The following is a 17,149-nucleotide window of genomic DNA, read 5'->3' as shown; positions in this document are numbered from 1 at the left end:
CGACATCCGATTTCAACCGCGCCGCGCACCGCATAGCTCCGCCTTAACCGGCACCGGGGCCGCGCCAATCGGCACGACCCCAGCTGCTCGAACGAGTGCGGGTTAGTTGATCACCGTGTTGTCGTTGGAGTGCACGTTCAGCCAGGGGCCGGCCGGCACGTCTTCGTAGTTGATGAACTGCCAGTCGACGAGGTCGCTCATGCCGTTCAGGTCGGAGAAGCCGAGGCAGCCGTTCAGGGCGGGGGAGACGTCCATGCCCGCGCCGCCGTAGCGGGCGTTGGCCGGGCGGGCGTCGCCGGCGCCGAAGACGTACTCGGAGTCGTGGTACTCGCCGGGGCCGGCATCCGCGATCTGGCCGTAGCAGGTCTGGCCATCCTTCATCAGCTTCACCCAGCGGTTCTTCATCAGGCTCTTGCCCTGCTCGCCAACCTGGCCGGCGTATGCCGGGTCGTTCGCCCACGGGATGACGGCGCCGCGGTTGGCGAAGCCGGTCGGGTCGTTCACGTCGTCGTATGGCAGGTCGAGGTAGAACGGGTTCTGCTTCGGAGTCATGGATGACGGGAAGAACCCGTTGGCGGCGACGCGCGGCTCGGTGTCACAGGCTCCGCCGGTGCTGACGCCGTCGCAGCCGCCGTAGTTCGCGAACCAGTTGGCGTCGTAGGTGGACAGCATCTGGCTGCCGTCCGCGGCGTTGGCGTCGAAGATCTCGCCCACCCAGAACGTGGTGGCGGCGATCTTGGTGTGCATCGGGTAGCTGCTGGTTCCGCTGCCCGCGGCTGCTGCTGCTGCGGGGGTCGCCGGAGCGGGAGCGGGAGCGGGCTGGGTCACCGGCTGCGCGGGTTCGGCGACCGGCTCCGCGGCCGGCGGGGCGACCGGGGCAGCCTGCTGCGCCTTGCGCTCAGCGTTCTTCTGGTGCGCGGCCGCCGACTTGCCTGGGGCCTCCTGGATCGCCGAGCTGGCGGACGCGGACACCGGTTCCGCAGCCTCGTAGGCGAAGCCAGCCCCGAACATCAGGGTGAGGGCCAGAAGCGAGCCGGTCAGGGCTCCGATCTGCCTGCGACCTTTGGGGAGGAGGTGGCGCGGATGGATGTGTCTTGGCGTGCTTCTACTCACAATTTCCTTTCAAGAGGGCTGAATTCAACCCCCCTGAATCCACCTGAAAGGTTATGAAATCGTAACTGTGAGTTTCATCTATAAGTGCGTTTTATGCCCATTCTGAGTAGAAATCGAGTATGAGATGCGCGTCACGACGGCCGCTCTCCGCGCGACGCCTTGTCGACGATGTCGGCGATGCGGCGTGCGCGCGTCTCGGGCTTCTTGGCGAACGCGATCCAGCTGAGTGCGAACTTGCGCACCGAGGCCGGGAACGCATCCCAATTCGCGCGCGCCATCGGTACCGCGTCGAGCGCGGCGGATAGTTCCGGCGATTCGGTCAGGTTCTCCGCGTCGTCAAGCAACGTCCAGGAACCGTTCTCGCGGGCCTTCTCAACGGCGAGCTCGCCGGCTGGCGACATCCGTCCCTCTCGTTCGAGTTGAGCGATGCGGTCCTTGTTGGTGCGCGCCCAGCCGCTGCCCGGCTTGCGTCGGGTGAACCAGAGCATCGAGCGCTCGTCGTCGAGCGGCCGCGCCTGGCCATCGACCCAGCCGACGGCGAGGGCCTCGAGCACCAGATCCTCGTATGGCAGCGTTCGACGACCAGTGGCGCCCCGCCAGGAAACCACCCACACGCCGGGCGACTGCTCGTGGTTCTGTTCGAGCCACTGTCGCCATTCGGCGACGCTCTCGGGATGGAATTGCTCGGCCTGGTCACGGCTGTCCATGGCGCGAGCCTACTCCGCAGAACCCCGGGATTGCGTCTGCGGGGGCGCGGAGTAGTGTGGCGCGCATGAGCATCCTCGAGAGGGAGACGCCCAGAGGCGCTCTCGCCGAAAAGACTGTTGAGCATTGGGTTCGCGGTGCGTCGTTCACGGGGGAATCCACCCGCACCGGGCCGGTCTACAACCCCGCCGCGGGGGTCGTCAGCCGCGAGGTGAGGTTCGCGACATCCGCCGATGTCGACGCCGCCGTCCAGGCCGCGAAGGCGGCGTTCCCCGACTGGTCTGGCACCTCCTGGTCCAAGCGGCAGCAGGTGATGTTCGCCTTCCGTGAGCTGTTGAACGCCCGCAAGGACGAGGTCGCCGCCATCCTCACCGCCGAGCACGGCAAGGTCACCGCCGACGCGCTCGGCGAGGTGGCCCGCGGCCTCGAGGTGGTCGAGTTCGCCTGCGGTCTGCCGCACCTGGCCAAGGGTGAGTTCAGTGAGAACGTGTCGACCGGCGTCGACGTGTACTCGCTGCGGCAGCCGCTCGGCGTGGTCGGCATCATCAGCCCGTTCAATTTTCCGGCGATGGTGCCGCTGTGGTTCTTCCCGATCGCGATCGCGGCCGGCAACACGGTGGTGCTGAAGCCCAGCGAGAAGGACCCGTCGGCGTCGGTGTTCCTGGCCAGACTGATGAAGGAGGCGGGACTGCCCGACGGCGTGCTGAACGTGGTGCACGGCGACAAGGAGGCGGTCGACGCGTTGCTGTCGCATCCGGATGTCGCCAGCATTTCATTCGTCGGATCCACACCGATCGCGAAGTACATCTACGAAACCGGAACCCGCAACGGCAAGCGCGTGCAGGCGCTCGGCGGTGCCAAGAACCACATGCTGGTGCTGCCAGACGCCGACCTCGACCTGTCCGCCGACGCGGCCGTGAACGCGGGCTTCGGCTCGTCGGGTGAGCGGTGCATGGCGGTCAGCGTGGTGGTCGCCGTCGAGCCGGTGGCCGACGACCTGGTGCAGAAAGTCAGCGAACGGATGTCGGCGCTCACCGTCGGCGACGGCACCCGGGGTTGCGACATGGGCCCGCTGATCACCAAGGAGCACCGTGACAAGGTCGCCGGCTACCTCGACGTCGCGATCGCCGACGGCGCCACTGTGGCCGTGGACGGCCGGGGCGTGCAGGCGGATGGCGCAGCCGAGGGCTTCTGGATGGGACCGACCCTGATCGACAAGGTGCCCACCTCGTCGAAGGTGTACACCGACGAGATCTTCGGACCGGTGCTGTCGGTGGTGCGAGTGGCCTCGTATGAAGAAGGGGTGGCGCTGATCAACGCCAGCCCATACGGCAACGGCACGGCGATCTTCACCAACGATGGGGGAGCGGCCCGCCGCTTCCAGCACGAGGTGTCGGTGGGCATGATCGGCATCAACGTGCCGATCCCGGTGCCGGTCGGGTACTTCTCCTTCGGCGGCTGGAAGAATTCACTGTTCGGCGACACCAAGGCCTACGGCCCCGACGCCGTGCACTTCTTCACCCGGCAGAAGGCGGTCACCTCGCGCTGGCTCGACCCGTCGCACGGCGGCATCAACCTGGGCTTCCCGCAGCACGAGTAGGGGGCCGCTGCGCACAACGGCAGCGATCCGCGTCCAGAGGCGGCGTGTCGCACGAGTTGAGCGGCGTGGCGCGACGAAACACTGCCGTTCTGCGCGACCCACGGTGCGCGCGCGCTCGCGCTGGGCGGCGGGAGCGGCTACGCGCTCGCCGCCACTGCTTCGGCGACGCTCCCGATCGAATTGATGCGGATGCCACTGACCTCGGCCAGCTGGTCGAGGTCGGATGCCTCGTGCCGCTTCGACGCGTGGATCATGATCGCCGCGCACGCCTCGGCGTCGGCGATCGCGTCGTGGTGGTTGAAGTCCTCGAAGCCCGCGGCCATCGCCGCCACCGGCAGCCGGTAGGAGTCCAGGGTGTACGTCTTCCGGGCCAGCTGCAGTGTGCACGCGTACCGGAACGAAGGGATATCGAGCAGGCTCGCGGTGCACGCCGCCTTGATCACGCCCATGTCAAAGCCGGCATTGTGGGCGACGAGGTCGTCGCCGTCCGCGAATGCCAACAGGTCGGGCAGCTGGTCGCTCCAGAGCGCTGCGTCCGCGACATCCGACGCCACAATCCCGTGAATCCGGGTGTTCCACTCCGAGAAGTCGTCGTAGCCGAACGGCGGCCGGATCAGCCAGCCTGCGGTGTCGACCACCTTGCCGTCGCGCACCTTCACCAGACCGACCGAGCAAGCGGATGCCGCGTGATTGTTAGCTGTCTCGAAGTCGATTGCGGTGAAGTCCAGTGGCACGGGGCTGATCGTCTCACGAGCCGGCGACGCTGGCCGGGAGCGCACGCCGCTCTAGTCAGGACTCGCCGCACTCAATAGTCTGATGTGAAGATCCATCACGAGGGAGGGGCGGATGCGCGGAGCAGCAGCAGTGGCGTTGATCGCGGCGGCGAGCGTCCTGGGGTTGGCGGGATGCAGCTCACCGTCCGCAGTCTCGGCTCTGGACCGTGCGCAGTCTGAGACCGATGTGCTGGCGCAGTTCAGCCAGCTCGAATCCCTCGACGTGGACTCGGTACGCCACCTCGCCGACACAGCGACCGACGCCGGCCAACGGAAGTACTTCGTCGGCCGCGACGAGGACGGCGGCTACATGCTGATCGCGGTGAGCGCCGCGCCGGCCGAACTGTCCACCGGCGGCTCGCGCAGCCTCCCCTTCCAACTCGGTCTGGCTGACGGCACCATCGTTCAGCTTGTGCCGAATGGCCTGTCCGACATCCCCGCCGACGGCTGGACGGCCGTCGCCCCGAACCTCCTGATCAAGGAGGAGTAGGCAAGCCCCGGTACGATAGACCCCCGTGGCTCTCACTATCGCAATCGTCGGACTCCCGAATGTCGGCAAGTCCACCCTCTTCAACGCACTGACCAAGAACACGGTGCTCGCCGCGAACTACCCGTTCGCGACGATCGAACCGAATATCGGTGTGGTGAACCTCCCCGACGAGCGCCTCGGCAAGCTCGCCGAGATCTTCGGCAGTGAGCGCATCCTGCCCGCCCCGGTGTCGTTCGTCGACATCGCCGGCATCGTCAAGGGCGCCAGCGAGGGCGAGGGCCTCGGCAACAAGTTCCTCGCCAACATCCGCGAGGCCGACGCGATCGCGCAGGTCATCCGGGGCTTCAACGACGACGACGTGGTGCACGTCGAGGGCGCGGTTAATCCCGCCAGCGACATGGAAACCATCAATACCGAGCTGATCCTCGCCGACCTGCAGACCCTCGAGAAGGCGCTGCCGCGCTACGAGAAAGAGGTCAAGGGCAAGAAGCTCGACCCGTCCGTTCTGGATGCCGCGCAGCAGGCCATGGCTGCGCTGAACGAGGGCACGCTGCTCTCTGCCTCCAAGGTCGACATTGAGCCGATCCGCGAGCTTGGCCTGCTCACCGCGAAGCCGTTCATCTTCGTCTTCAACGTCGACGAGGCCGTGCTGACGGATGCCGCGAAGAAGCAGGAACTCGCCGACCTTGTCGCGCCGGTGCAGGCGGTCTTCCTCGACGCGAAGCTGGAGAGCGAACTGATCGACCTAGATGAAGCGGATGCCGCGGAACTTCTGGCCTCCACCGGACAGGAGGAGAGCGGCCTCGACCAGCTCGCCCGCATCGGCTTCAGCACGCTCGGCCTGCAGACCTACCTCACCGCGGGCCCCAAGGAGACTCGCGCCTGGACGATCCCCAAGGGTTCGAAGGCCCCGCAGGCCGCCGGCGTCATCCACACCGACTTCGAGCGGGGCTTTATCAAGGCCGAGGTCATCTCCTTTGCCGACCTGGTCGAGACCGGCTCGGTTGCCGAGGCTCGCGCGCACGGCAAGGCCCGCATGGAGGGCAAGGATTACGTCATGCAGGACGGCGACGTGGTGGAGTTTAGGCACTCGTAAAGGTCAGGCTTGCAAAGTAAAACATGCTCTTGATCGGGATTTTCCGTTAAAAGCAGAAGAACCCCGCACTGTTACGGTGCGGGGTTCTATTTTGTGCGGTCTGGTTAGCGGAGAATGGGCGGCTTGAGCGCTGCTCGGATGGTCACGGCCTGCTCCGCACTGAGCGGTGGCCAAGTGGCGACGAGCGCCTGGACGTATTGGGCGTATTCGGAATCTGTCATGCCCTTTCTTTGCGCCGGGTTTTGGGCCGGCTGGGATCTACTCCGAGATCAGTCCCGCGCCCTTTGCCCGGGCGTCCCGCCGAGCCATGAGGATCGAGGTGCCACAGCCGTACAGCGTCCAGTCGTCCCGTCACTCAGCCAGACCGGGACTGAGGCGGCCCACAAGCCATCGACCTGACGCCGCGGCTGGAAGAGGCGACCGAGGCCGGCGCCGCCCACGCTTGGGTGTCGGCGGAGCGATGCGATCTCGGCGGGAGTGCGGAGGACGGAGAGGCGGGCGGGAGCGGCGATCGTGGTCATGGTGCGGATTGTTCCTTGGTTCAGGTGCGATGCGATCCGTGATCGCCGCACGATCAGTGAACGCCCGGCCTGTCTACCCAGCGAATCGGTTCGCCGCTCAAATCCAAGGTTCACCCTTTTGGGGGAGGATGCCGCCCGAACGGGGGCCACACCGCGACCCGCAAGGTGCCGCGCATAGGTACATTGGGGCCGCCTCCGCTACTTCACCCGAGGCTGGAGCGTCGGCGGTCCCACCTAGATTGGCATCGACCATGGACACCAAGACCCCACCCACTCGCGCGGTTCGTCGCGCCCGGCGAGCATTGGCCGCTGACCCCTCGATCGGGCCGCGGCTGGTCGAGTGCGGTGATGGCTGGCTTCCCCTCGCTCTCGCGGCTGAGCAGGAGCTACGCGCGAAGGTCGCGTCCTACGATCAGGGTTGGTACGTGAAGGAGAAGTACGCTCAGGCCCGATTCGGGATGAACCCTGCCGCTGTGCACCCGGAGGACCGCCGAGCTGTTGCCGCGATTCAGAAACCCTACGAAAAATTGGCCACCCACACTTGCGAAGCCTGCGGACGTGGTCGGCTGTGGGGAGCGAAGCTGCGCAACGGCAGCTGGATGCAGGTGCTCTGCATGCCGTGCTCATGGCAGCAGCGTGATGGCCGGAAGCTCGAAGCGGCATCGAAGCTCATAGCAAATATCCCGAGCTGGGCCGCGGGCACGTACCAAATCACCACCGCATCCGGCCTGCAGATTACTGTCGAGAGCTACTCCAACCAGAACATGGCCCGCGCCGCGGGCTCTCGTGAGTGGCGACGGTTCCGCAGCTGGCGCGGTGCCACCGTGGGCGAACCTCTGCGGTTCCTCTACGCATACGGCAACCCCACTGAGACCACCCCGGTCACAGAAATCAAGCTGGTGCGCTGCGCATGCGCCCGATGCAAGGGTTACAAGTACTGGCCGTTCAGCTCCCAATGCCTCCCATGCCGGATCGACCCGCACCGCACCTCACGGAGCCGGTACGAAGGCCGGCCCTCCGACGGGCGGCACCAAGAGGTCGGGAACGAGATCGCGTACTGCGCGGAGCGCGTTACGAATTGGCGCCTGGCCCGGCGCCGAATCACCGAGTAACGACGGCCCCCCGGCTGCGCCCCTATGCGGGAACGCGCCGGGTCGCATCGTTGGATGAGCGGGCTGTCACCACCACGGTTGATCGCAGACTTGACAGGTGCCTCAACGGCTTTTTGGTGACCTCTCGGAGGGCGAAGCGTTCCGTTCTGGTCAGAGGGGAAGCCAAGGAGAGCGGAGCAGGGGCGTCAGTGGTGGTGACGGCCCCTGCTGCATCGTTCGTGGCTTAGGAGAACAGGAGCTCGTCCATGTCGATGTCTGTGTCGACACGTACCTCAGACGGGTCCCCTGCGTCCTCGTCGGCGGCGAACACCACCGGGGTGTGAGCGATTGTGTCCTCAGACTCGTCCCAGTCGTCGTCGAACGGTCCAGGGATAGCGGGACCGTTACTCATGCCTGCGCGAATCGGGTATTGTGCGCCGGTGATCAGGTTCGTGATGTAGCCAGGCTTGGGTTCCGGGATCACGACCGGGGTGGCGGGCGCGACCTTACGGACAGTCGGTGCCGCCTGCGGGGCGATCCCGCCGGTGTTCTGCACCAGGGCCGCCAGAGCCTCGTCGACAAGTGCCTTCGCGCCCTCAGCGGTCGCAGGGTCGTGCTCTCCGAAGTTGTCACGCAACGCCGACGCCACTTCCGTGGCGGTCGCGAGGCGGAGCCCCGGCCAGTAGCGGACACCTGATGATGCGATCATCGGCTTGTCCTTCGGAATCACACCCTTCTCGATGAGCGCCTTGTGCAGCGTTGACTGTGACCACGCCGTCTTCCCCTGCTGTTGCATGTACTCACGGAACGCCTGAGTGATTTCAGTGCGGTCGTACCGGGTGTCCGGGTCAACGACGCAGGTGGTGGCAAGAAAGTCCGCGAGGATGTCGGATGCGACGCGGTGACGGGCCGTCTCCGTTTCGATGCGGCCGGAGCGTTCCAGCTGTTCCCCCGCCTCGATGTACTTACGGGCACCTTCCACCATCCACGCGAGGATGCCGGGGTACTCGCGACGCAGCTTGTCTTCAAGGAGAGCGTCAGGGCCACCCTTCTTCTTCTTCACTTCGAAGTCGAACGGGATGGCGTGGATACGGCGCCACATGCCCTCAGAGGTGTCGCTGATATTCGGGAAGTGGTTCGAGGACAACATGATGGTCCACGACGGGACAAACACGATGCCATTCTCGAAAACGGCGCGGGCGTTGACCTCGTCGGTGCTCGTGATGGTCTTCAAAGCGCCATCCTTTAGATGGGTGCCCATGCTGAGTTCAGCGACCATGACGAGGCGCTTGCCCCTGAGACCGGCCATGTCAACATCCGTCGCACCGTCAAGCAGGGTGGAGGCCTTCATGGACGACACGTAGTCGCCGCCGAGGACGTTCCGGAGCAGCGCTTGGAACAGTGACTTACCGTTGCCGCCGCTGCCGAGGAACACGTGAAGCTTTGTGGTCGCCTTACCGATGAGCGCCGAACCCGCCATGAGCTGGAGATACAAGATCATGTCGGCGTCACCGCAGGAGATGTCGTGCAGGAACGACAGGAACACCGGGGTCGGCATACTGAAGTCGCACGGCACGGGGGTGATGGTGGTGATCATGTCCATCGGGGAGTGTGGCTCGATGGTGGCGGTCTTCAAGTCGATGGTGCCGTTCTGGGCATTCAGCAAATAGGGGTCTTGGTCGAACTCCTCACTGGTGACGACGAGGCCCTGCGTCGACTGCGACAGTGCGATGGCGGAGTCGATTGCACGTCTCGAACGACCGGCCTTGTCCTCCAGGTCCCGCTCGGTCAGTTTGATCGCCAGATTCTGGATGGTGAGCTTCTTGTCTTCATCCCAACGCTTCCCGTCGAAGTGCATAGGTCGGTACTTCTTCGTGTAGTTGAACTTGTAGGTGCCGAGGGCGCGGAGTTCATCCGCCAGACGCGCAGCCCTGCCGATGTCGTCTTGCGGGTAGCGGCGAGCGTGACGGTCGGCCGTGTTGGGGCTAATCGCGTTCTCGAACAGCTCCCACAGTGCGGTGTCATCGGACGCGGCGAGGTAGTCATCGAGGCCGTTGACGCCGGAGGACGTTGGGACGTCGATGATGAACACCTGAGCGCCGGCAGCTTCCAACAGGCGGGCGGTGGTGAGCATGGCACCCGCCACAGCGGGCTTGCTCCGCCAGTCCGGGTCAAAGGCGATATAGACATCGCGGCCTTCCCATGCGATCGCCCGCATCCCCTTGGTGAGGATCGGCTCACCCGAGTCGTTCTCCTCGGTGGCGGGGGCGTGGAAGCCCATCTGCACGCCGGTGACAGCGGCGGTGATCAGCTTCCGGCCGCTGCGGAGGGCCGCGGACAAGGCCGAGTCGGCCTTGTGGATGCCCTCGGTGTAGAGCATAGGAATCCGGTCGCCCGGGTCCTCCTGGGCCAAGAGCTCCTGAACGAGGGGGTGGACGTCCGGGGCAGGCAGGGTGCCAATGGATCCGTCGCCACGTTTCACGCCCATCGGTGCAAGGAACTTCAAGTTCTTCGGTTTGGTCTTCCGGCGCTGGTTCTCAACTTCGACCTCGGTGACTACGCCGGTGGCCTCGTCGGTCTTTTTCTCCTTGCCCTTGACCTTCACCATCACCGGGGCACCGTTCGCGTCCAGGACATTCTCCTGAACGGTGATGGGAGCCTGCGGGCGGATCTGGATACTGACAGGGACGTTAGGGCCGTTCTCGATCGAGTAAAGCGGGATGCCCAATGGGCGGACCTTGGGGTTCCGGTTCCACTCGCGCTCGTAGTCCTCGTTCGCGGTGAAGTGGGACTTGTTCTTGATCGCGTTTTTGAACGCGTCGACGCCGAGGAACCGAGCGACGGTCCAATCAGATGGAGTCTCAGGGACGTAGTAGCCACGGGCGTCGGCGACCTCAGGGGAGATCGCCCGGTCGTACATGTAACGCTGCGCCCACGTGGCGACCCTTTCGTCGTTACCGTACGAGTACGAGAGGTCCTCGAAGTCGGACGGTGCGGTCGCCCGGGTTGCCTCGGGGATGCTGTTGGTGGTGTTCTGCTGCTTGCTCACTGGGTTTCTCCTGTTGGTTGTTGGCGTGAGCCGGGGGCGGGGAGGCACGCTCTTGCGGGCCTCAGGTGTACTGCTGGGCGGTGACCTGTCGGGTTTCCGCTCTGTTCTTCTTTGCGTGAGGTTCTGGTCCGGCTGGGTTGTGTTGACCTGTCGGGGTTCTGCTCTGTTCTTCTTTGCGTGAGGTTCTGGTCCGGCTGGGTTGTGTTGACCTGTCGGGGTTCTGCTCTGTTCTTCTTTGCGTGAGGTTCTGGTCCGGCTGGGTTGTGTCGACCTGTCGGGGTTCTGCTCTGTTCTTCTTTGCGTGAGGTTCTGGTCCGGCTGGGTTGTGTTGACCTGTCGGGGTTCTGCTCTGTTCCTCTATGCGTGAGGTTCAGGTCCAGGTGGGCTGGGTTCCTGTGCCGGCGTCGGGGATACGCCTCCACGGGAGATAGGTGCGGGGGAGGTTCGGTATCCGATAGTCGCCAGGTGCGGATTAAAAGAAGTAAGAAGTGCACTTCGGCGCACTGACGTAGGTGCACCAAGTGCACTTCCGTGCAGCCGAAATGATGCCCCGAAGGAGCCTGCATCCCACACAAATAAAGGGAAGTAGACCCAGAGTGCAGTTAGTGCAGTACTCGGAGGAGGCCTATGCGAAAGAGCCGGTTGAAGGTCGTTCCTGAACGTCGAACCCCAAGAATGACCCTCGATCGCCGTTCTCGGAGATGCGGTCGACGACAGTGCACTCCATGCACTCACCCCTCAGCCGGCCGCGCCTGTATCTCGATCACGGAACCGAGGCGTCGACTTCATCGTGCCCATCGGGCGCCAGCGCCGTCGCGAAGCTCGCGCAGAAAAACCGCGCGGTGGTCTAGGTCGAAGCCTCCTCGGATGCGGCAGGCAAGCCCGCCACGAACAGCCAAGACTCGGGGTCGCAACTCGGCACCCGCGGCCCGCGCTCAATCGCCGCTGGGAAACCCGTTTGATCCGCCCGGACAATCTCCTCGGCGGCACCGCACGAGGCCGCCGTTGTCATGCCCGGTAGAGCCGGCGATTCCCATGGCGATCCCGCGACAAAGCCGGGACCTGATCGTGACGAGAATCGCCCAAGCTCGACCGGTTCACGGCGCGACCCCCTTGCAGTCTCTTGCGCGCCACATTCGATCCGAGTCAATGTCACGCAGGTGCCCCTGACCGAGGAACCTTTACGGTTGCGGGCCGGAACCCGCCGGCCCCTTCACTCTGGCCCACGCGTGCGCGTGTGCCGACTGCAGGTGCCGGCGCTGGGCTGTACGCCGCGCCGGTCCTGCCGCGTCACCTTCGGTGCCGCAGCGTGTGCTTGCCGACGCGTGAACCGCGTCGTCGGGCGCCACGCTGGTCCCGGCTTCGCCAAGGGACCTGAGACCACTTCGTGGTCTGCACCTTCGGTGTTGCGGCTTCGCCGCTAATGTCCGTCCAGACTTCCGGTCGCTGGCGCTCCCTCCAACGCAACGTCACCGCACCGTTCTGCGACCCGTTACCGTATCGCTGCGTGTGGCTGATCTGTTCCCCGGGTTCCGGTCTGATGCTCGGGTCGTGTTGCTGGTTCGGCGAATCGTCATCGATCAGCCGGCGAGCAGAAGACGTATCGATGCTGGTGCAGGCAGGCGTCACCACAGGTCCCTGCGCCGGGAACAAACCGAACCCGACAAGAACACCGCACCGACAGCGCCGAGCGCCAGCGAGGGTGAGGGAGCGCCAGCGACGGGTAGACATCACAACGACACCGGGTAGAGAACACACCGTGACCACGACGAAGTCACCGGCGGCAAGGACGGCCCGTGAGAGAAGAGAGCGCAGCGAACGGAGCGAGAGGGAAGGCGCAGCCTGACCGGAGACATCGCGTCGAAGAGCGATCCGACAAGCGCAGCGCAGTCACCGGCCGAAGGTCGGTAGTGAACGAAGAGAGCGAAGCGAACGCAGTGAGAGGGAAGGAGCCTGCGACTGACCGGCACTCAACCGATACGAAACCGGGTAGACAGCGAGTAGTTCCACGAGGCGCCGAGCGTAGCGAGGGCCGCGGCCGACCGGTGAAGTGCAATCGAGACGCCGTGCGCTCCGCTCCGCGTGACGGTGACGGCCAACGCTACGCCGTCGTCCTGCCGCCACGCTCCGCTACGCGCACGGCCGAAGGCCGGGTGGAGTGGACGAGCAGACGACACATAGAAACCGCAACGTCGGAGGGAGGACGAAGTCCGACCGGGAGCGAGGCCGCCAGGCCGAGCTCCTCTCTAAACCCCTATGCCGCAGCGCCCGCCATCACCTCATCGACCACCAGCCACTGACCGACCGACGACCGGATCCCCGACCCGCGGCTATCGCCGGACCGAACCCCTCGCCGACGCTCGGGGACGGGCAGGCCGCTATCGCGGGTCACTGGCGGGGCCGGGCCGACAACGGGTGCGGCTATCGCCGGGGTCTCACCGGGACGGCGAAGCACGTCGCGGTCAGTTTCGGCCGACTGGTCAGAATCAAGTTGCGGCTGGCCGTCACTTCGGTCGGGTCGCTACCGGTCTGAGTCCGGTGCGGACACGGTCAGGAGAACGCGAGCTCGTCGATCGAGATGACAGGTGAGACCTCGACTGTGGGACGGCGGGTGCTGCCGGGAACTCGTCCCCGGTCGCCAGCGATGCCGGGGCCGCGGGCAGGGACGTGGGTCGGTGACGACGAGCACCCAATGCGTGTACGGGACAGCGAAAACCTGGTCGTTGACGGTGAGCATCACGGTCTCAAGCGTGGGGTTGTCTCGGGCCCTGGACAGGATGCCGGAGACATGGCTGTCCCCGGACGCTGAACTCGATCTCTCCTTGTGGTCTGTCCCGATCGCGAACGCCGGACTGTGACCGGCGGGGCCGGGGCCCGGTGCCACCGGTTTGTCCTGAGTGATTACCTGCGCTTCGACGAGGTCTCGTGATCGGTCGGGCCGTGGCGGCAGGGACACGGGTCAGCGCCGGGCGCACGGGTGTCGCGCAAGGCTTCCGCCACTCCTCGTGGTTCAGGGTCGGTTGTAACGATCGTCAACGATCTCAATCTGGACGATGTCGAAGAACCACCGTCCCTGCACCGCGGCCACCGCTTCGGCGGAGACGCGAGCGTAAGCTTTGACGTCGTATTCTTCGTCAACGTCCGCCTCGATTGAATCGTTCCGATGATCCCAGCGCACATAGTCAATGGATACGTCGATCTCAATTTCGACTACCGCCGTGGCAGTCTTGTCACCTAGCGAGACTTCAATCTCATCTACGTCCAGTACTCGAGAAATACGAGTTATTGAAATCACAGCTTGGTCTCGTTGTGGAGTCAACAGCAAGTGCTCGCCGAGCACTTCCGTCACGTCGAGGTGATCCTCAGAAATTGCGGGGAGTTCATCCCGGAGAGTTTCGGTGACAGCCAATACTGCTTCGTCGGTTCCACTTCGCAGCTTAAGGAGCTCCCTCTTGACCGACCACAGGTCTTTGACGATGGTCGGCGCGTCCGTGCCGGAGAAGTGTCGATATGCATCACTGTCAGATGAAACGAGGACAACGTTGACGAGGTCGCCCGATGTTGCTGCCACAAGTCGCCAGGAGGCACTGTCCGCGCCACCCGTCTTAACCGCTGAGGTTCCGTCCCGCTTCGTTCTCCCTGCGCCCGTTCGCAGGATTTGATCGCGAAGACCGAGAATTGCGGCATCGGGTTGGTCCTTCAGTCGAAGAATACGCACTGCCCCACTACCGTCATCCCGCCAAAGGTCGTCGAGCTGTTCCTCTATATGCTCGATCACGTCTGCAACGTCCATCACAAACGCTGGACCTCCCTCGAAACCAGGTATGACACTTACAGCGAGATGCTTCACCTGGGTGAGGTAATCAGTTTGGGCCTGTGTGGCGACGCGGTGAGCGTGCTCTGCCCACTCCCAAATGACGGGCTCGGGGATCCAGATTTCAATGTCGAGTTCCTGAGCATCGATGGTGCGGATGAGTTGTTCAATCGCCTCGACGCTCATCATGCCCTTCGGGCTGGCATTTGTGTCGAGGGCGATCGCGTGCACCGTTTGGGGAATGCGAGTCTGTGCCGTCACCCTTCATACCGTAGTGAATGAGATGCCCCCCGGCGGATGCGCGCAACGCGCCTCAACACGCACGGATGGCAGGCCATGCACGCCTGGGCTGGCCAGCATCGCCGTCGAGCGGCTAGGGCAACTGCTCCGGAGCACACCTGCCGATGCGCGAACCCGCTCAATCTAGGAACCGACTCTGGCAGCACACAACACGGGGTGCATCTGCACGCTAGCGGGTGTCGTCAGCTCAGCAGCACGACAAGAGGGCGACACGTGCTCACTTTCATCTGGTCTGTGTCACGGCCAGCGCAGCGCGGTCCCAGCCAGCCTTGGCAACCGAGGCCGTGCCGTTCACGATGATCCCCTCCCTGGGCCGAGTCTAAGCGTTCCTCAAACGATGCATTCGGAAGCAAGAAAGGAAACAGTTCGGGTGCCCGATAAGCGTCCGGCTTCCGGAGCCGATCACTCGATCACGGCTCCGTGCATCCGCACAGCCCGAGGCTCGCGGGTTACGGGGCGCGGTTCGGCGGGGCTCGCGGCGGTGGGCGGTCCCTGCCACATCTCGATGAAACGCGGCAGGCTCTTGCCTCGCTGTGAGTTCGAGGACAAGACAGACACCGGTGATGGCGGTTCCTTCCAGAACTGGACCAAGTGCCGCTCGACGGGTGAATCCACGACCTCGTCATAGGCTGCGTCCCGGCCGCTGGCGTGGAGCCGCGCCCGGTGGCTGCCCTGCTCATCACCCATGATGCTCCCGACATCCTTCCTCTCGAAGCTTGCCGACCGGTTGAAGTAGGCGCGTCCTTCCGGGAGCATCAGGGACAGCTCGTGGATGTCTTCCCACTCTGGCGCAGTTGCCTCCGGTCTCGCGTCGAGGACCTCGACAGTCAAATCAATGGGACCCGAATATACGCCCGTGGAAACCAACGGCACTATCAGCGCAGACTCCCGCATCTCGCCGCGCATCGCCGCCTGCAGGGCAGCTATAGGGTCTGCCGGAGGAAAGGGCTCTATGACGAAGTCCACGACATGATGCCATGCACTAATCACGAAAGTGCCGGATTCGATCACGGGCGCTGCCTCCCTAGCGTCGAGGTGGAACGTGCGTGGTTCGATTACCGCATTGGAACATAAAAGACGGCGGTCAGTACAGAGCAAGCTCCGGACGTGTTCAGATTCCAGGAAGGGAGCGGCCAGAAACCGTCCCGCAAAAGGTCCGACTTGTGGAACGCTATCCGCCCTTTTGCGCATCGATGAGCGCGCGTCGACCCTCTAGAAGCCGGGGCTTGACAGCATTGCGCGTCAAGCACGAAGGTTCGGGCATGAGAATTTATCTGCGTTTGGCTACCGCCTTAGTGCTCGCCGGGATAATCGCGGTGTGCTCAAGCGGGTGCAGCGGCGCGGACCCGAGTGATGCAGGCCAAGCACCAACGTCGATGGCGACGCCATCCGAGGCCGCGACCCAAGAAGCTGCAGCCGGACTGAGCGAGTTTGAGCAGCAACTCCCAATCACCGGACAGTTCGTCAACCAATGGACGGAGACAGTCGGGTCCGTCGAAATAGCGCGTCGTGACAATGGAACTGTCTGGGTGACCCTCACCGACTTTCGGACGGGATCTGCTCCCGATCTCCGGCTCTACCTCAACGAAGGTGCGCTAATCAAGAACTCCGACGACGCATGGACGACCGATGTGGGAGCCAGGTATGAACTCGCGGGCAGCGTCAGCGAGAACGCCAGCGTTCAGGAGTTCGAGGTTCCCGGAGCTCACACGATGGACGAGATTCACAGTGTCACGGTGAGGCACTACGCGGCTCCCGACTTTCCAGCTTTCGGCTCGGCTCCACTCAGCTAACCATTCACGCCCACAAGGTCAGCGATGTGCAACCCTACGTCGACAGCGGACTGGCTGAACTGATGAAACGACGCAAGTGCCCACCTTCGCTGAGCCGCGTTCCACCTGTTATCGTCCGCCTATGACGAGCGAGCTGTTCGGGCAAACGCCCACCGAGGTGCCGGCCAAGCCGCCGGTCCAGAAGTCGCAGCTGGTGATGATCGCCGGCCTCGCCGCCGTCGCGATCACCGGAGTCCTCATCGTCGGAGACCTAGCAGTCGACACCGTCTTCCCCTCACGGCCGATGATCGAATCAATGAAGGACCTGGCGAACGACACGGAGGGTATAGCCGACTTGCACATCAAAGGGACCACATTCCTAGACGGCGGTCCCGCCAAGCTCTTCGGAACCTTTACCCTCGAACCTGACCTCTCCGCCGAGGAGGAGAAGCAGATATTCGTCACTGTCGATGCGTGGGCCGATTGGACCAGCTTCCGCTACTCACTCAAAGACTTCACCGTCACCGTTGAGCGGCCTGGAGGCATGGGCGTGTTCACCCGCAGCAGCTGACGCTGCGCCGCACGAGCCGCGCCAGCAGCGTCGTGCGGCCCAGATGCCCTTCTCGTATGAGGCGCGTCACTGGCCACTGAACCTGATGCGAATTCTCTGCCCGCTCAGGGTCCCGCTTACGGCCGGCAACCACCCAGATCGGCTCCCGGATGCCTTACGTTCCTAGCTCTGAGTCCGTGAGTTTGAGAATTAATCGTCGGAGTCGGTCAGGTTTGAGACGCTGCGACAACCTTGTAGGTATCGACCTTAAACAG

Annotated in this window: 12 protein-coding genes; 6 read left to right on the top strand and 6 right to left on the bottom strand. The window is 64.3% G+C overall.

Going from position 1 to position 17,149, the window contains the following annotated elements:
* Nucleotides 1-102 precede the first annotated feature (102 nt).
* Both HCT51_RS12055 and HCT51_RS12050 read right to left on the bottom strand, forming a co-directional pair.
* Nucleotides 103-1,113, bottom strand: a complete 1,011-nt coding sequence (locus HCT51_RS12055) for a hypothetical protein (protein WP_166878076.1) — start codon at nucleotides 1,111-1,113, stop codon at nucleotides 103-105.
* Between the two features lie 131 nt (nucleotides 1,114-1,244).
* Nucleotides 1,245-1,820: a YdeI/OmpD-associated family protein gene (locus tag HCT51_RS12050; RefSeq protein ID WP_166878073.1), complete on the bottom strand. Its 576-nt coding sequence runs from the start codon at nucleotides 1,818-1,820 to the stop codon at nucleotides 1,245-1,247.
* A 65-nt stretch (nucleotides 1,821-1,885) separates the two neighbouring features.
* Here HCT51_RS12050 and HCT51_RS12045 point away from each other — a divergent pair, with 65 nt between their 5' ends.
* Nucleotides 1,886-3,418, top strand: a complete 1,533-nt coding sequence (locus tag HCT51_RS12045) for a CoA-acylating methylmalonate-semialdehyde dehydrogenase (protein ID WP_166878070.1) — start codon at nucleotides 1,886-1,888, stop codon at nucleotides 3,416-3,418.
* Between the two features lie 137 nt (nucleotides 3,419-3,555).
* Here the strand turns inward: HCT51_RS12045 and HCT51_RS12040 are convergent, their stop codons facing one another.
* A complete protein-coding gene (locus HCT51_RS12040) occupies nucleotides 3,556-4,152 on the bottom strand; it encodes an exonuclease domain-containing protein (protein ID WP_166878065.1) in 597 nt (198 codons plus the stop codon).
* Between the two features lie 112 nt (nucleotides 4,153-4,264).
* Here HCT51_RS12040 and HCT51_RS12035 point away from each other — a divergent pair, with 112 nt between their 5' ends.
* From HCT51_RS12035 to HCT51_RS12025, 3 genes are all read left to right on the top strand, one after another.
* A complete protein-coding gene (locus HCT51_RS12035) occupies nucleotides 4,265-4,681 on the top strand; it encodes a hypothetical protein (RefSeq protein WP_166878062.1) in 417 nt (138 codons plus the stop codon).
* Between the two features lie 25 nt (nucleotides 4,682-4,706).
* A complete protein-coding gene (gene ychF, locus HCT51_RS12030) occupies nucleotides 4,707-5,777 on the top strand; it encodes a redox-regulated ATPase YchF (protein ID WP_166878059.1) in 1,071 nt (356 codons plus the stop codon).
* A gap of 772 nt (nucleotides 5,778-6,549) precedes the next feature.
* Nucleotides 6,550-7,410, top strand: coding sequence for a hypothetical protein (locus HCT51_RS12025; RefSeq protein WP_166878056.1), 861 nt, complete (start codon nucleotides 6,550-6,552; stop codon nucleotides 7,408-7,410).
* Nucleotides 7,411-7,633: 223 nt separating this feature from the next.
* Here HCT51_RS12025 and HCT51_RS12020 read toward each other — a convergent pair whose 3' ends face one another.
* The 3 genes from HCT51_RS12020 to HCT51_RS12010 all read right to left on the bottom strand — a co-directional run bounded on the left by HCT51_RS12020 (nucleotide 7,634) and on the right by HCT51_RS12010 (nucleotide 15,563).
* Entirely contained in the window at nucleotides 7,634-10,438 is a 2,805-nt protein-coding gene (locus tag HCT51_RS12020; RefSeq protein ID WP_166878053.1) for a phage/plasmid primase, P4 family, read from the bottom strand.
* A gap of 3,010 nt (nucleotides 10,439-13,448) precedes the next feature.
* On the bottom strand, nucleotides 13,449-14,513 hold the full coding sequence (locus HCT51_RS12015) for a hypothetical protein (RefSeq protein ID WP_166878050.1): 1,065 nt from the start codon (nucleotides 14,511-14,513) through the stop codon (nucleotides 13,449-13,451).
* A 441-nt stretch (nucleotides 14,514-14,954) separates the two neighbouring features.
* Nucleotides 14,955-15,563, bottom strand: a complete 609-nt coding sequence (locus HCT51_RS12010) for a hypothetical protein (protein WP_166878047.1) — start codon at nucleotides 15,561-15,563, stop codon at nucleotides 14,955-14,957.
* Nucleotides 15,564-15,814: 251 nt separating this feature from the next.
* On the opposite strand from HCT51_RS12010, the gene HCT51_RS12005 reads away from it, so the two are divergent.
* Both HCT51_RS12005 and HCT51_RS12000 read left to right on the top strand, forming a co-directional pair.
* On the top strand, nucleotides 15,815-16,345 hold the full coding sequence (locus HCT51_RS12005; RefSeq protein ID WP_166878044.1) for a DM13 domain-containing protein: 531 nt from the start codon (nucleotides 15,815-15,817) through the stop codon (nucleotides 16,343-16,345).
* Nucleotides 16,346-16,466: 121 nt separating this feature from the next.
* Nucleotides 16,467-16,895, top strand: a complete 429-nt coding sequence (locus HCT51_RS12000; RefSeq protein ID WP_166878041.1) for a hypothetical protein — start codon at nucleotides 16,467-16,469, stop codon at nucleotides 16,893-16,895.
* Nucleotides 16,896-17,149 lie beyond the last annotated feature (254 nt).

The sequence above is a fragment of the Salinibacterium sp. ZJ450 genome (assembly GCF_011751885.2).
GTDB lineage: Bacteria > Actinomycetota > Actinomycetes > Actinomycetales > Microbacteriaceae > Ruicaihuangia.
Note: the sequence above shows the minus strand (reverse complement) of the source record. Positions and strands in the feature narration are given on the sequence as shown.

Coding starts and splice junctions, on each gene's coding strand:
- HCT51_RS12050 (WP_166878073.1), bottom strand. CDS start 1,820: ATGGACAGCCGTGACCAGGCCGAGCAATTCCATCCCGAGAGCGTCGCC.
- HCT51_RS12005 (WP_166878044.1), top strand. CDS start 15,815: ATGAGAATTTATCTGCGTTTGGCTACCGCCTTAGTGCTCGCCGGGATA.
- HCT51_RS12035 (WP_166878062.1), top strand. CDS start 4,265: ATGCGCGGAGCAGCAGCAGTGGCGTTGATCGCGGCGGCGAGCGTCCTG.
- HCT51_RS12045 (WP_166878070.1), top strand. CDS start 1,886: ATGAGCATCCTCGAGAGGGAGACGCCCAGAGGCGCTCTCGCCGAAAAG.
- HCT51_RS12000 (WP_166878041.1), top strand. CDS start 16,467: ATGACGAGCGAGCTGTTCGGGCAAACGCCCACCGAGGTGCCGGCCAAG.
- HCT51_RS12025 (WP_166878056.1), top strand. CDS start 6,550: ATGGACACCAAGACCCCACCCACTCGCGCGGTTCGTCGCGCCCGGCGA.